General features: G+C 70.7%; 13 protein-coding genes. 5 read left to right on the forward strand and 8 right to left on the reverse strand.

What is annotated here, in order from left to right:
• Nucleotides 1-40 precede the first annotated feature (40 nt).
• Entirely contained in the window at nucleotides 41-199 is a 159-nt protein-coding gene (locus ACEXOR_RS11010) for a hypothetical protein (RefSeq protein WP_374849683.1), read from the forward strand.
• A gap of 73 nt (nucleotides 200-272) precedes the next feature.
• Here ACEXOR_RS11010 and ACEXOR_RS11015 read toward each other — a convergent pair whose 3' ends face one another.
• From ACEXOR_RS11015 to ACEXOR_RS11030, 4 genes are read right to left on the reverse strand one after another with little or no spacing between them, the layout of a single operon-like run.
• The gene (locus ACEXOR_RS11015) at nucleotides 273-710 is read right to left on the reverse strand and encodes a YdeI/OmpD-associated family protein (RefSeq protein WP_374849684.1); all 438 of its coding nucleotides are present in this window, start codon (nucleotides 708-710) and stop codon (nucleotides 273-275) included.
• 14 nt (nucleotides 711-724) lie between these two features.
• Nucleotides 725-1,519 carry a ferritin-like domain-containing protein gene (locus ACEXOR_RS11020; RefSeq protein WP_374849685.1) on the reverse strand — a complete coding sequence of 265 codons (795 nt, stop codon included), beginning with the start codon at nucleotides 1,517-1,519 and terminating at the stop codon, nucleotides 725-727.
• Nucleotides 1,520-1,536: 17 nt separating this feature from the next.
• Nucleotides 1,537-3,870 carry an SDR family oxidoreductase gene (locus ACEXOR_RS11025; protein WP_374849686.1) on the reverse strand — a complete coding sequence of 778 codons (2,334 nt, stop codon included), beginning with the start codon at nucleotides 3,868-3,870 and terminating at the stop codon, nucleotides 1,537-1,539.
• Nucleotides 3,867-4,739 (reverse strand): hypothetical protein, encoded by an 873-nt coding sequence (locus ACEXOR_RS11030; RefSeq protein WP_374849687.1) that lies wholly within the window; start codon nucleotides 4,737-4,739, stop codon nucleotides 3,867-3,869. Before ACEXOR_RS11030 ends, ACEXOR_RS11025 begins: the two co-directional genes overlap by 4 nt.
• A gap of 143 nt (nucleotides 4,740-4,882) precedes the next feature.
• Here ACEXOR_RS11030 and ACEXOR_RS11035 point away from each other — a divergent pair, with 143 nt between their 5' ends.
• From ACEXOR_RS11035 to ACEXOR_RS11045, 3 genes are read left to right on the forward strand one after another with little or no spacing between them, the layout of a single operon-like run.
• Complete coding sequence (locus tag ACEXOR_RS11035) at nucleotides 4,883-5,683, forward strand: SDR family NAD(P)-dependent oxidoreductase (RefSeq protein ID WP_374849688.1); 801 nt, start codon at nucleotides 4,883-4,885, stop codon at nucleotides 5,681-5,683.
• Nucleotides 5,683-6,408: a lysophospholipid acyltransferase family protein gene (locus tag ACEXOR_RS11040; RefSeq protein ID WP_374849689.1), complete on the forward strand. Its 726-nt coding sequence runs from the start codon at nucleotides 5,683-5,685 to the stop codon at nucleotides 6,406-6,408. The genes ACEXOR_RS11035 and ACEXOR_RS11040 overlap by 1 nt, the downstream gene beginning before the upstream one ends.
• Complete coding sequence (locus ACEXOR_RS11045) at nucleotides 6,405-8,135, forward strand: FAD-binding oxidoreductase (protein ID WP_374849690.1); 1,731 nt, start codon at nucleotides 6,405-6,407, stop codon at nucleotides 8,133-8,135. The genes ACEXOR_RS11040 and ACEXOR_RS11045 overlap by 4 nt, the downstream gene beginning before the upstream one ends.
• Before the next feature lie 105 nt (nucleotides 8,136-8,240).
• On the opposite strand, the gene ACEXOR_RS11050 is transcribed toward ACEXOR_RS11045, so the two are convergent.
• The 4 genes from ACEXOR_RS11050 to ACEXOR_RS11065 all read right to left on the reverse strand — a co-directional run bounded on the left by ACEXOR_RS11050 (nucleotide 8,241) and on the right by ACEXOR_RS11065 (nucleotide 12,030).
• Complete coding sequence (locus ACEXOR_RS11050; RefSeq protein ID WP_374849691.1) at nucleotides 8,241-8,831, reverse strand: TetR/AcrR family transcriptional regulator; 591 nt, start codon at nucleotides 8,829-8,831, stop codon at nucleotides 8,241-8,243.
• A 74-nt stretch (nucleotides 8,832-8,905) separates the two neighbouring features.
• Nucleotides 8,906-9,559, reverse strand: a complete 654-nt coding sequence (locus tag ACEXOR_RS11055; RefSeq protein WP_374849692.1) for a TetR/AcrR family transcriptional regulator — start codon at nucleotides 9,557-9,559, stop codon at nucleotides 8,906-8,908.
• A 167-nt stretch (nucleotides 9,560-9,726) separates the two neighbouring features.
• Nucleotides 9,727-11,580 carry a coiled-coil domain-containing protein gene (locus ACEXOR_RS11060; protein ID WP_374849693.1) on the reverse strand — a complete coding sequence of 618 codons (1,854 nt, stop codon included), beginning with the start codon at nucleotides 11,578-11,580 and terminating at the stop codon, nucleotides 9,727-9,729.
• 72 nt (nucleotides 11,581-11,652) lie between these two features.
• Nucleotides 11,653-12,030 (reverse strand): Hsp15 family ribosome-associated heat shock protein, encoded by a 378-nt coding sequence (locus ACEXOR_RS11065; RefSeq protein WP_374849694.1) that lies wholly within the window; start codon nucleotides 12,028-12,030, stop codon nucleotides 11,653-11,655.
• 49 nt (nucleotides 12,031-12,079) lie between these two features.
• Between ACEXOR_RS11065 and ACEXOR_RS11070 the strand changes: the two genes are divergently transcribed.
• The gene (locus ACEXOR_RS11070) at nucleotides 12,080-14,587 is read left to right on the forward strand and encodes a DEAD/DEAH box helicase (RefSeq protein WP_374849895.1); all 2,508 of its coding nucleotides are present in this window, start codon (nucleotides 12,080-12,082) and stop codon (nucleotides 14,585-14,587) included.
• Nucleotides 14,588-14,636 lie beyond the last annotated feature (49 nt).

Consider the following 14,636-nt stretch of genomic DNA (forward strand, 5'->3'; position numbering starts at 1 on the left):
CTAGTATTGAGGAGCAAACGGAAAGAGGAGGACACCCCGGATGAACGTGCTCGCAGCCATCGGAGCCATTCTGCTCTTCCTCCTGGGCATGTTCCTGTTCGGCACCCTCGCCAACGCCTGGGTCTTCTTCGCCGGCATCCTCTGCGTGTCGGGGTCGCTGTTCATCGCCTTCTCGCTGCTCTCGACGCAGCGCCGCTGACCCGGGCGCGCTGACGCCGGCCCGCTGACCCTGGCCCGCTGACGCCGGCCCGCTGATCCTGCGGCGACCGGGCTCAGGCCAGCAGCTCGTCGACCGCCTTCGCGACGCGACGATCGCGGGTGGCGTCGGTCTTCGCATCCGTGATCGACAGCACGATGCGACGTTTGTTCGAGTACGACAGCGCCGCGAACGCCGACGCGGCATCCGACTCCGTCGCCAGCGCGGCGGCCAGGGCCTCGGGGATCTCGACCTCGCGCGGAGCCTCGTCGAGCTCCACCTCGACCTCGACGGTGTCACCCGCCCCCACGCCCGACGCGGCCCGGTTCTCGGCGCTCAGCGCGATCAGGAACCGGCCCGTGTAGAACACGATGCTGCTGCGGTAGCTGTGCCCGCCGAGCGTCACCACCACGGGGATGCGCCTGCCGTGATCGAGCGCCTCCACCACGCTCTCCGGCACCGGGATGCCGGTGTTGTTCGTTCCGCTGGCGAGGATCGTGGTGGTGAACTTCATGGCGTTGGTCCGCGTCAGGCGGCGACGCCCCGGGCATCGAGCGCGTCCTGCACGATCGTCAGACCGTCCAGCCCCGGCATGCGGGCGATGTGGGCGTCGATCTTGGCTGCCTCCCGGCGGCCCTCCGGCCCGCCCATGAGGTGGCCCATCACGTGCTTCACCTCGTCGTCGCTCATCACGCCCGAGCCCACGGGGCCCCAGAAGTTCTTCAGGGCGAAGCGCGCGAGCACCTGGGCCTTCTTGCTCTTGCCGAGTCGCTCCCGGGCTTGCGTGGCGTAGAAGGCCACGTGGCGGGCCTCCTGCTTCGCGATCCGGCGCAGCAGCTCGGCGAGCACGGGGTGCTTCTCCATGTCGGCGAGGCGGTTGTACGCGGCTACGGCCGACCACTCGTTGGCGGCGCCCCACACCATGTGCACGGCGATGAAGCCCGAACCGACGATGTTGCCGAGCAGCGACTGCTTCACGGGGTCGAGGCGGTCCTTCCAGCCGAGCTTGAGGCGGGTGGCCTTCAGCTCGTCGAAGTCGACGATCACGTCGTGCTCGGCGAGCACGGCCGCGAGGGCCTCACCGTGCCAGAACTCCTCGCGGTTCCACATGGTCATGAATGCGGTGACGTCCTCGTCTTTGTGCGAGGGGGTGACCAGCATGTCGCGCAGGTAGCAGACCGTGTGGTACTCGATGTCGCACATGTAACGGAGGCTCCGGAGGGTGCCCTCCGGCAGCGGGTTCGTGCGGAAATCGGAGAAGTCGAGGTCTTGCCACGCGACCTTGGTGGAGGTCTCGGTGTATTTGTCGATGTCGAATGCCATGGCGTGTCGGCGGAGCGTCAGCTGGCGCTCGACCGGTCTCCTTCCTCGGGTGCGGCAACCGGTGCGTCGGGCCGCAGGGCCAGAGTAGCCGGTTCGATGTGACGATCGGATGAACGTCTGGTCCAGTCCTCCACCGTCCATCTGGTTCGTTGCGCGTGTCGATACAGTTCGGTGTCGGGATTGACCACGGTGGCGTTTCCCAGGAGTTTCAGCCACGCCACGTCGGCCAGGCTGTCCCCGTAGCCGTACGACTGCGTGAGGTTGGCGCCGTGGGCCGCGGCGTACTCGCGCAGCCACGCGCCGCGCGCCTCGTCGACGAGCGGGGGCGACGCGAGGTAGCCGGTGAGCACGCCCTTCGAGGCGTGCATCTCGCCGGCGACCACCTCGTCGAAGAACGCCGCGAACGGCTCGGCGGCCGAACTCATCGCGCCCGTCACCAGCACGGTGCGGTGACCCGCCGCGCGGTGCTGGGCCACGCGGTCCAGCGCATCCGGAATCGCCCGGCTCAGCATCGCGGCGCCGAAGCTGCCCTCGACCAGCCCATGCAGCTCGTCGACCCGGATGCCCTTGTAGCGCCGCACCAGCGTGCGGATGAACTCGCCGCGGTCGCGTCGCTCGGCCCGGAGATAGGACGGGACCGACATCAGCAGGCTCGCGAACTCCTGCGGCCACTGGGCCTTCGGAATGGTGCCGAGGCGCATCCAGAGGTACTGCTCCACCAGGTTCGACTCCACCACGGTGCCCTCGAAGTCGAACACGGCGAGCACGTCGCTGCGCACCGGAAGGGCGCGCTTGGCCCTGGCACGGCCGGCGGGACGCTTCGCGAAGGCTTTCGTGAGCCCCGTGATGGAGGGGAAGTGGATGGCCTGGAAGTACTCGTGCCAGTCGATCTCGGCCACGTCGAAGCCGCGGTCGGCCTTCAGCTCGTCGGGGATGGATTCGTGCAGGGCGCGCGTGTTGCGGTCGTCGAAGATCAGCTCGGTCTGCACGTAGGCGCGGTAGAGCTCGGCGAAGTAGCGCAGCTGGTCCAGGCCCTGTTGGCGCTGACGGAGCGTCTCCGTCCACTGCCGCGTGCGGGGGTTGGAGGGGAGCCTGGCCACCGTCTTGTCGGCCGCCGAGGCGAGCCGCTCCTGCAGCCGCAGCGTGCGCTCCACCGAGCGGCCGCCCGGGAAGCGCCACGACGGAACGGCGATGCCGCCGTCGTCGCTCGGCATCGGGTTCTCGGTGAAGAACTCCTTCACGTTCTCGTACATGGTGTGGAAGGGCAGCGGATTACGCGCCCCCGAGACCACCTGGTAGTACGCGGGCTCGTCGACCGGCGCGGGGGTGACGGCGGCGGCGAGGATGGCGTTCACCACGAAGTCGACCGGGATGACGTCGAGGATCGAGTCGGGCACGCCCGGGAACTCGGGCAGCTGGCCGCGGCCGTAGGCCATGATCAGCGGGTCGGCCACCTTGAAGCCGTCGAGCCAGCCGGGGAACGGATGGCGCAGCGCGCTCTCGATGATCGACGGGCGCACGATCGACAACCGGTGGCCGGCCGTGCCCCAGAGCTCTTCGGCGGCGCGCTCGGCGAAGGCCTTGGTGAGCGTGTACACGTCGGTCCAGCCGAGCGATTCGGCACGGATGCGGCCGTGGTCGATCAGACGCTTGGTGACCCACTCGATGCGGGCGGCCTCGGCGTCGGCGGCGACCGCCTGGGGCCCCACCTTGCCGAGCTTCGCGCGCGAGGCGGCGAGCAGCTTCCGCAGCACCTCGGGCTGACGCGACGCCATCTCCACGCGGCGGCGCGCCGACTTGGCGGCGGCGTTCTCGGCGCGCCAGTCGATCTCGTGCTCCAGCGGCGCCTCGGGCGAGACGCCCTTGCGCATGCCGCCCACATAGGCCGTCGACACGTGCACCACGTGCGGGTCACTGCCCGAGGCGAGCAGGGCGCCGTAGAGGCCCGTGGCGCCGTCGACGTTGGTCTGGAAGGCGTCGTCGATGGGCGGGTCGAACGACACCGTCGAGGCGCCGTGCAGCACCACGTCGATGTCGCCGGGGAGTTCGCCCGGGTTGGCGAGGTCTCCCTGGATGACGCTCAGCCGCTCCCGGATGGTGCGCTCCACCTCGTCCTCGCCGACGGATGCGCGCCAGGTGCGGAACACCGGCTTCTTCAGCAGCGTCTGCAGCCGGGTCTCACCCGTCGTGCGCGACTTGGGGCGGATCAGCAACGACACCCGGGTGTCGGGGTGCGCGGAAAGCAGCCGCTCCAGCACCGCCTGGCCCACGAAACCGGTGGCGCCCGTGAGCAGCACGTGCGAGGAGCCGGGATCGGTGGGTGTCGATTCGATCGGGGTGGAGTCGGTCATCCGTTCGCTCCGCCTTTCCTGGAGGTCGTTTTCGAGGGCGAGAGAGCATGGCGTGCGCCGGCCAGGGCGCGTCCGACGGTGCGGCCGAGGCCGCCCGACGGGGAGATGGTCGCGGTTCGCGCCGAGGCGACGACGTGCAGGCCGCCCAGGCCAGGCAGTGCCCGCACAGCCTGGTCGACCCGGTCGGCCAGGTCGGCCGTCAGCAGTTCTTCGTAGAAGAAGGCCGACTCGGTCTGCTGCACGCTCGCGGCGCCGATCGGCCACGGCGTGCGGGGGAGTGCCCGCCGGGCGAGTCCCCTGGCACGGGCCGACGACTCCAGTCGGGCGAGCGTGTCGGGCTCGACGAAGGCGCGGTGCCGCGACTTCACCTCGAGCACCCGGTCGAGCAGCGAGACGAGCACCGGGTGCGGATCGACCTCTTTCAGGCGCGTGTACGCGGCCTCGGTCATCCATTCGTCGACGGTGACGGTGGACAGGTGCACGCCGATCACGTCGGGGCCGATCGCGTTCGCGCGGAACGACTCCACGATCGGTGTGGCCCGCTCGGCGATCTCGAGGGCGAGCGCCTTCAGGCGCGGCAGCTTCTCGATCTCGGTGGGGTCGACGCCGTGGGCGCGCACGATCACCTCGAAGGCGTCCGCGATCCAGTACTTCTCGAACGCCCACGTGGTGAGGAAGGCGGTGACCCGCGCGTCTTTGTGGGTGGGCGTCACGAGCACGTTGCGCAGGTAGGTCATGGTGGAGCGCTCGAGCTCACGCAGGTAGGCCAGCAGGCGCACGGTCGAGGGGGCGAGCGGATGCGCGGCGAACGCCTCGAGGTCGATCTCCGAGCGGTGGCTGCCGACGGCGGTGCGTGCGAAATCGCGCACATCGAACCGCGGGGGCACTTGTTCTTCGACGGACATCATGGACTCTCCGGAGGGCGACTGCATTCCCCGGCGAGGTCGGCGAGGAGGGGGTGACGGGATGCGCTCGTCTAACGCTACGCACTCCGTAGCGTATCCTAAGCACCATGGCGACGGCTCTGGTGACCGGTGGAACGTCGGGGATCGGTGCAGCATTCGCCCGTGCCCTCTCGCTCCGAGGATACGACCTCGTCCTCGTCGCCCGCGACGAGGAGCGACTGCGGCGAAGCGCCGAGGAACTGGCGCGCGAGAGCGGCGTGAGGGTCGACATCCTGCAGGCCGACCTCGCGGTGCGGGCCGATGTCGACCGCGTGGCCGAACGGCTCGAGTCGACCACCGAGCCCATCGACTTCCTCGTCAACAACGCCGGCTTCGGCATCCACGGCTCGCTGCTCGAACGCGACGTCTCGGTGCACGAGCGCGCCCTCGCCGTGATGGCGCTCGCGGTGCTCGTGCTCGGCGGCGCAGCCGGCCGGGCCATGAAGGCGCGGCACCGGGGCACCATCCTCACCGTGTCGAGCGTGGCCGGCACCATCGCCACCGGCAACTACTCCGCCGTCAAGGCCTGGACGACGGCCTACACCGAGGCGCTCGCCGTGGAGCTCAAGGGCACCGGGGTGCAGGTCACGGCGGTGCTGCCGGGCTGGGTGCGCACCGAGTTCCACCAGCGGGCCGGCATCCGCACGAAGTCGATCCCCGACTTCCTCTGGCTCGACGCCGACGCGCTGGTCGAGGAATGCCTGCACGACGTGGCGCGGGGCAAGGTGCTCTCGGTGCCGTCGAAGCGCTTCCGCTTCCTGATGCTGTTCACCCGGCACCTGCCGCGGAGCGTCATCCGGTACATCTCGGGCCGGATCTCGTCGAGCCGCAGCAAACCGCTCGACCCTGCGGAGACGAAGGCACAGTGATGACAGACAAGCACCCCCATCTCATCCGGGCCCCGAAAGACCGCTTCACCAGCGGCGGGTGGGCGAACATGCGCTTCGTGGCCCAGCGGATGCTGCTGAAGCCCGTGGTCTGGTCGATCACCCGGGTGAGCGTGCGCGGTCACGACGCCGTGAAGGGCGTGCAGGGTGCCTTCATCGCCGTGGCGAACCACTCCAGCCACCTGGATGCCCCGCTGATCATGTGCGCACTGCCCAGGCGGATGGGTCGTTATCTCGCCGCGGGAGCCGCTGCGGACTACTTCTTCGACATCTGGTGGCGGCGCATCCTGACCGCCCTGTTCTTCAACGCGTTCCCGATCGACCGCACCGGCACCGCCCAGAAGCAGGGCGTGTCGAAGAAGCTGCTCAACCGGGGGGTGCCACTGCTGGTGTTCCCGGAGGGCACGCGGTCGAAGACCGGCGAGATGGCCGAGTTCAAGGCCGGGGCCGCCGCACTGTCGCTCTCCTGCGACGTGCCGCTCGTGCCCGTCGCCATCGTGGGTGCCAGCGCCGCGATGCCGCGCGGCCGTAACTGGCCGATTCCCGGTCGGCCCCCGGTCGCCGTGGTGTTCGGTGAGCCTATGATCGGTCTACCCGGCGAGACTCCCGACCAGTTCTCCAAGCGAATCGCCGCCGAAGTGCGCCGACTGCACTCCAGCGCGGCGGCCGAGGCTCCCGCGCGCACCACCCCGAAAGGAATCGCATGACCGATGTGAAGCACATGAAGTGGTGGGGCTGGGGCCTCGAGGGCGTCGGGTTCCACTTCGAGGACAAGCCCGACTTCGCGCCGTTCGTGAAGAAGGCGGTGGCGCTGGATCTCAGCCTGCCGCCCGTCGAACCGCTGGCGTTCGACCAGCTCACCATCGAGCCGTCGCGCATCACGCCGGCCTTCGAGGCCGAGCTGGTGTCGATCGTGGGGGAGCAGTACGCCACCACGGGTGACGAGCCGCGCGTGGTGCACACGTACGGCAAGAGCATCCGCGACCTGCTGCGCATCCGTCGTAACGAGATCGCCCGCCTGCCCGACGTGGTCGTCTACCCGGCCGACGAGGCCGAGGTTCAGCGCGTGGTCGACGCGGCGGTCTCCGAGGGTGCCGTCATCATCCCGTTCGGCGGCGGCAGCAACATCGCCGGCAGCCTCGAGCCGCTGGCCGACGAGAAGCGCACCATCGTCTCGCTCGACCTCGGGCGCCTGAACCGGGTGATCGACATCGACGAGGGCTCGGGACTCGCCCGCATCCAGGCCGGAGCTCAGGGCCCCGACCTGGAGGCGGCGCTGGGCGCCCGCGGCTGGACCATCGGGCACTTCCCCGACAGCTTCACCCACTCGACGGTGGGCGGCTGGGTCGCCACCCGCTCCTCGGGCATGCAGTCCGACAAGTACGGCGACATCGCCGACATCGCCCGTGGGCTCCGGATGGTGCGGCCCGGCACGGTCGTGGAGCTGCGGCCCCTGCCCTCGACCTCCACCGGCCCGTCGGTGCGCGAGATGATCCTCGGCTCCGAGGGGCGCCTCGGCGTGATCACGGAAGTGACCGTGCAGGTGCACCGCGTGCCGAAGGTGCGCGAGGTGCAGGCCTACTTCTTCCCGAACTGGAAGGCCGGGCTCGCAGCCATGCAGGCCATCGCCGAGTCCGACGCCTCGCCGTCGATCACCCGGGTGTCGGATGCGCGCGAGAGCGGATTCTCGCTGGCCACCCGCAAGGAGTCCAAGGGGGTCTCGGGTGCGGTCACCAAGGGCCTGATGGCCGTGCTGAAGCAGCGCGGCTGGGTGCTGGAGGACATGTGCCTGTCGTTCATCGGCTACGAGGGCAGCGCCTCGCACGTGGCGTACGAGAAGAAGCTCGTGTCGAAGATCGTGCGCAAGCACGGCGGCCTCGGCGTGGGCAAGGGCCCCGGCGCCCTCTACGACCAGAAGAAGTTCGACACGCCCTACCTGCGTGACTTCCTGCTCGACCGCGGTGCCGCGGCCGACGTCTCCGAGACCGCGGCCCCGTGGTCGAAGCTGCAGAAGGTCTACGACGACACGATCGCCGCGGCGAACAAGGCGTACGACGCGCTCGGTGTGCACGGCTGGATCATGTGCCACCTCTCGCACTCGTACCACTCGGGCGCGTGCCTGTACTTCACGTTCGCGTTCGTGCACGGCGACGACCCGATCCCGCAGTACGAGGTCGTGAAGTCCAGCATCCAGCAGGCCTTCATCGATGCGGGCGGCACCCTGTCGCACCACCACGGTGTGGGTGTCGAGCACTCCCCGTGGATGGAGCAGGACATCTCGGCCGGCGGCGTGGCCCTCATGCAGGGCCTGTTCGACGCGGCCGACCCGGGCCAGCAGTTCAACCCGGGCAAGGTGCTCACCACCCCCATCACCCCGGAGGAGGTGGCGGCCCGCGTCGCCAACGCCCCCCGCGCCTCCCAACCCGTCACCTGAACACCAGATCTCACCTGAACACCAGATCCGTCGATTTCGGCCCTTCCCAGGGCGTTATGGGGCCGAAATCGACGGATGCGATGGCGCGGGCGGGCTCTCGGGAGGCTATTCGGGCGGGGTGAGGGCCGGCCAGAGCAGCGAGAGCAGCCGGTCGGCCCACTCCTCGTCGGGCTCGCCGCCGCGGATGACGTGGCCGACCGCCGAGCCGAGCAGCACGCTCACCACGAGCTTCACGTCGAGTCCTGGCCGCAGGTCGCCGCGCGCGACCGCCTCGTCGAGGAACGACACCAGCTGGTGGCTGCGCATCCGGATCATGTCGCGGAGCTCGTCGGTGAAGGGTGCGTCGTCGTCGATCAGGATGGCGGCGACCGTGCCGCGCCCCACGATGTCCTGCACGCGCACGCGGGCCGCTCCGAGCAGCCAGTGCAGCGTGTCGTAGGTGCTCATGCCGGTGGGCAGCGTCACCTCGGTGGTGGCCACGTCGATGGCGGCGGAGAGCAGCGCCTCGCGGTCTTCGTAGCGGCGGTAGATGGTGGTCTTCGCCACTCCGGATCTCGCCGCGACCGCCTCCACGGTGACTCCGGCCGGCCCCCGGTCGCGGAGCAGTTGCAGGGTGGCCGCGACGATACGGCCGTCGGGGCTCGGACGTTCGGCGGCGGCATCCGTGATGTCACCCGTTCCGTCGGAGCCGCTCATGCTGCAATCATGCCAGTCCGGCCCGTGGGAAATCGCCGCGAGATTCCGTCGACGAGCGCGCGGGGCCGCCCGGTTCAGAGCCCGCGATCGACCATGTCGAGCAGTCGCGCGGTGGCGAAGTCGACCATCCGGTCGTCGAGCCCGCGCAAGGGGCCGTCGATCACGAGCATGCCGAGCCCGTGCACCGCCGCCCAGGCGAGGAACTCGGCGTTCTGGCGCCGCTCGGCCGGCATCGCGCCGGTCTCGACGAGCGCGTCGAGCGCGACACCCACGAGCTGGAACGGGGTGCGGCCCCGGTGCCCGGCCTTGGCGGGCTCGTTCGCGCGGCGCAGGTCGTCGGCCACCGAGTAGGCGGTGCGGAAGAGTCCTGGCTCCTCCCGGGCGAAGGCGAGATAGCCCACGCCAACGGCCCGGAGCATGGCGCGGGCGTCGGCCTCGGTGAGCGACCCGTCGGCACCGGTCGGCGGATGCGCGTCGAGCTCCGCCTCGATGCGATCGGCCGCGAGCCCCAGGCACGCGTCGGAGACCGCCTTGAGCAGGGCGTCGCGATCGGAGAAGTGCCGGTAGGCGGCGTTCGGTGAGACGCCGGCGCGACGGGTGGCCTCGCGCAGCACCACGGCGTCTGGGCCGCCCTCGCGGGCCATCTCGATGCCGGCGTCGCGGAGAGCGTCGCGGAGGTCGCCGTGCCGATAGGTGTCGCGGCCGGCCGGCCGGGTGTCACCGCTCACGCTGCGCCTCCGGGCGGGCGATGATCGTCGAACGCCCTTGTGGACAGCGTACACATCCCACCCGCGCGGTCCTCACCCGACACCTCCGCATCCACCCGTCGCAAACCGCCCTTCGGGGCGCCATGAGGGGCGGTTTGCGACGGATGGGCGCTCGGTGGAACGGCAGGTCACGCGACGTCGTCGGCTCCCGCGATCGCATTGAGCACGAGCACGGCGGAGTCGTTCGCGCCGATGGCGTACTCGTTCGTCTCGTCCTCGTCGCAGAGCTGGCCGGTGGCGATCTCCTCGATCTCGGTCACCAGAGCGCGGGCCCGGGTGAGCTCGATCTCGATCGAGGCCGCCTGGGCCCCCCGGCCCGACTGTGCCGCCATCAGGGCGTCGCTGAGCTTCTCGCGGTCCTCCAACGAGATGGCGGCATCGGAGAGCGCCCGATCGCGCTCGTCGGCGAGGATGCCGATCTCGGTGCGGGCCGTGGCGAGCTCGTGCTCGAGGCGGGCGACGCGGTCGCGGGCGTCGCCGAGATCGTCCTCTCCCACGAGGCCGAGGGCCTCGAAGCCCTCGGGTTCCTCGACGGCCTCCGGGCTCGACGTGGCGGCCGACTGCACGGGCAGGATGCGGGTCTGAGTGCGCGCCTCCTTCAGCTCGCCCTCCAGCTCGGCGACACGGGCCCGGGCCTCGGCGAGTGCCGCCTCGTGACGGAGCCCCTCATCCGACTCCGGAGTCTCGTCGGCGAACGCCGCAGCCGTGGCCGCATCGCTCTCCGCGCGGGCCGTGGCGAGCTCGGCCTCGAGCTCCGACACGCGGGCCCGGCTGCGCTCGAGTTCGGCCGCGGTCTGCGCCACGGCGGCCGCCGAGCCCTCCCCGTCGGCGGACAGCGCGGCGACCGTGGTGGCGTGGTCGGTGCGGAGCTGCTCGATCTCGCTGCCGAAGCGCTCGGTGAGCGCCGTGTTCTCGGCCCGCAGCTGCTCGGCCTCGGCGGCCGCGGCGGCACGCTCCTGCTCGAGCTCCGCCGCGTGGGCGGTGCGCAGCTGCTCCAGCTCGGCCGCGTGGGCCGCGGTGATCTGCTCGAGCTCCGCCGCGTGGGCGGCCCTGAGCTGCTCGTCGTGCACGCGCAGCTGGTCGCTCTCGGAGGCGTGACCGGCGCGGAGCTGCTCGGTCTCGGCGGCGTGGGAGCGGCGCAGCTCGTCGACCTGGGCGGCGTGGGCCGCCGTGAGCTGTTCGATCTGCGCGGCGTGCGACGAGCTCAGCTGCTCGAGCTGCGCCACGTGGCCGCCCCGCACCTCCTCGAGCTGCGCGGCGTGCGCGGCGTGCAGGCCGCCGATCTGGGTCTCGTAGCCCGAGGCGGCCGCCTGGTGCTCGTCGGTGAGACGGGCGGTGGTGGAGGCGAGCTCCGCCTGCAGCCGGCCGGTCTCGTCGGCGAGCTGGGCCTGCAACCGCGCCGTCTCGTCGGCCAGCTGCGCCTGCAGCGACGAGGTCTCCGACGCCAGCCGCTGCTGCAGCGCGAGCAGCTGCTGCTCGCGCTCGGCGAGATCGGCCGAGGTCGAGTCGAGCCGCGCCTGGGTGTCTTCGTAGCGGGACGTCATGTCTGCCAGCCGGGCGCTGGTCTCGGCGAGCCGGCGTTCCGCATCCGATCGCGCGTCGTCGCGCACGCGGCGGTCGTCGAACACGAGGCCGAGCTGCGAACGGATGATCTCCAGCGGATCGTTCTCGCCCTCGACGTCGTCGATCGGCGGCACCGGCGGCGGCTCGTAGGCGGGGTGGGCCGTGGGGTCGATGAAGTGGTGGCGGTACAGCTCGTCGACGATGGCCTCGTACCGCGCGCGGAACTCCGGCGTGCCGATCTTGAGCGAGGCGCCCACGAAGCTGAGGGCGGTGCGGTCGCGGCCCTTGAGCTCGTAGCCGGGTGCGGGCTGAGCCCCCGGCGAGGTCTGGCCAGCCTGGCCCGGCTGCCCCTCCGCGGCGGGCTCGAGCGGGTTCAGGCTCTGGGTGGCGTCGGTGTCGGTCGGGGTGGCGTCGGACATGATGCTCCTACTGGCCTCGCGGTGTGGTGGTGAAGGCTGCCGCTCGTCGGTACGGCTCGTCTAGCGTCAAGGTTACTGTTCGTCCCTGAGTCCGCGCAGCCGTTCGATCTCGCGCCGGTCGCGCTTGGTGGGCCGGCCCGCTCCCCGGTCGCGGATCGGCACGAAGGCGATCTCCTCGCGGGGCGGCGGCGGGGGAGTGAGGTCGAGGAAGTACTCCGCGGCGGCGGTGGCCGAACCCCGCTTGGTGGAGAGGGCCACCACCTTCAGGATGCGGTCGAACCCGCTGATCCGTGCCCGAACCTCGTCGCCCGGCTTCACGTTCTGCGCGGCCTTCGCCCGCTCGCCGTTCACCCGGACGTGCCCCGCCCGGCAGGCGGTGGTGGCCATCGAGCGGGTCTTGTAGACGCGCGCAGCCCACAACCAGCTGTCGATGCGCACGCCCTCGCTCATCCGCCCAGCCTAGGCTGAACGGGTGACCCCCACCCCTTCCCGCCCGGCGATGCCGCAGCCCTTCGACGCCGACGCCGCCTACGACGCGTTCGCCGAGTGGGCCGCCGACCGTGGAACGCCGCTCTACCCGGCGCAGGACGAGTCGATCCTGGCGATCGTCTCGGGCGAGAACGTCATCCTCTCCACGCCCACCGGCACGGGCAAGTCGCTGGTGGCGGTCGGGGCGCACGCCACGGCGTTGGCGCAGGGCATCCGGAGCTATTACACGGCGCCGATCAAGGCTCTGGTGAGCGAGAAGTTCTTCGACCTGGTCGAGATCTTCGGCGCCTCGAACGTCGGCATGGTGACGGGCGACTCGTCGGTGAATCCGGATGCGCCCATCATCTGCGCGACCGCCGAGATCCTGGCGAACCTCGCCCTCCGCCACGGCGCCGACACCGAGGTGGGCCAGGTGGTGATGGACGAGTTCCACTTCTACGCCGAGCCCGACCGCGGCTGGGCCTGGCAGGTGCCCATCCTCACGCTGCCGCGCGCGCAGTTCGTGCTGATGTCGGCCACGCTCGGCGAGGTCGACTGGCTGGCCACCGACCTGTCGCGGCGCACCGGGCGCGAGACCACGGTGGTCACGGGCGTCGAGCGGCCGGTTCCCCTGAGCTACACCTACGCCACCACGCCCATCCAGGAGACGGTGGAGGAGCTTCTGCAGACGCAACGCGCTCCCGTCTACATCGTGCATTTCTCCCAGCTGGCCGCCGTGGAGCGGGCGCAGGCGCTGTCGAGCATCAAGGTGGCGAGCCGGGAGCTCCGCGACGAGATCGCCGAACTGATCGGGCCCTTCCGGTTCACCACGGCGTTCGGCAAGACCCTGTCGCGCCTGATCCGGATGGGCATCGGGGTGCACCACGCGGGCATGCTGCCGAAGTACCGGCGGCTCGTCGAACGGCTCGCGCAGCGCGGGCTGCTGCGCGTGATCTGCGGCACCGACACGCTCGGCGTGGGCATCAACGTGCCCATCCGCACCGTGCTGCTGTCGGCCCTGACGAAATACGACGGCATCCGGATGCGCCAGCTCACCGCGCGCGAGTTCCACCAGATCGCGGGTCGCGCCGGTCGTGCCGGCTACGACACCGCCGGCACCGTGGTGGTGCAGGCGCCCGAGCATGAGACCGAGAACCTCAAGGCCCTGGCGAAGATCGGCGACGACCCGAAGAAGCGGCGCAAGCTCATCCGCAAGAAGGCGCCGGAGGGCTTCGTGTCGTGGGGCGAGCCGAGCTTCGAGAAGCTGATCGCCGCCTCGCCCGAGACGCTCACCTCGCGCATGACCGTCACGCACTCGCTCGTGCTGAACACGATCGCCCGCGGCGGAGACGTGGTGGGCAACATGCGCGCCCTGCTCGAGGACAACCACGAGCCGCGCGCCCGGCAGCGGGAGCTCATCCGCCAGGCCCTCGCCATCTACCGCACGCTGCGCACCGCGGGGGTGGTGGAGCAGGTGACGGATGCGGACACCGGCATCACGATCATCCGCCCCACCGTCGACCTGCAGCCGAACTTCGCGCTGAACCAGCCCCTCTCGCCGTTCGCGCTCGCCGTCTACGACCTCCTCGACGAGGACTCGCCCTCCTTCGCGCTCGACGTGGTGTCGGTGACCGAGGCCATCCTCGACGACCCCCGGCCGGTGCTCTCGGCGCAGCAGTTCGTGGCGCGCGGCGAGGCCGTGCAGGCGATGAAGGCTGAGGGCATCGAGTACGAGCAGCGGATGGACCTGCTCGAGGAGGTCACGTACCCCAAGCCCCTGCTGGGGCTCCTCACCGAGGCGTTCGACACGTACCGCGCGTCGCAGCCCTGGATCGGCGACTTCGACATCTCGCCGAAGTCGGTCATCCGCGACATGTACGAGCGGGCGATGTCGTTCGGCGAGTACATCGCGTTCTACCGGTTGGCGCGCTCCGAGGGGCTGGTGCTGCGCTACCTGTCCGACGCGTATCGCACCCTGCGTTCCACGGTGCCCGACGACCTCAAGAACGACGACCTGCTCGACCTGATCGAGTGGCTCGGCGAGCTGGTGCGGCAGACCGACTCGAGCGTGCTCGACGAGTGGGAGGCGCTGATCGATCCGGCCGCGGTGGAGGCCGCCGCACGTCGCGAGGACTCCGAGGAGGCCGTGGTGCCGCCGGCGCCGAGGCTGCTCACCTCGAACCCGAGGGCGTTCCGCATCCTGGTGCGCAACGAGCTGTTCCGCCGGGTGACGCTGGCGGCGCGTGAGGCCTGGGAGGAGCTCGGCGAGCTCGACGCGGCATCCGGCTTCGGGGCGGAGGCCTGGGCGTCGGCGATGGATAACTACTACGACGTGCACGACTCGGTGGGCATCGGTCCTCATGCGCGCAGCGCCGCCCTGCTCATCCTCGACGAGGGCGCCGAGGTGTGGCGGGCCCGCCAGATCTTCGACGACCCGGCGGGCGACCACGACTGGGGCATCTCGGCCGAGGTCGACCTGGCGGCCTCGAACGAGGCGGGCACCGCGGTGGTGCGCATCCGGGCGGTCGACCAGCTGTAGGTCTGTGGCCCGGCGGGGTCAGGCGGTGGCGGGGTCGGGCGGCGGCGCG

The sequence above is a fragment of the Herbiconiux liangxiaofengii genome, assembly GCF_041927335.1.
In the GTDB taxonomy this organism is placed as follows: domain Bacteria; phylum Actinomycetota; class Actinomycetes; order Actinomycetales; family Microbacteriaceae; genus Herbiconiux; species Herbiconiux liangxiaofengii.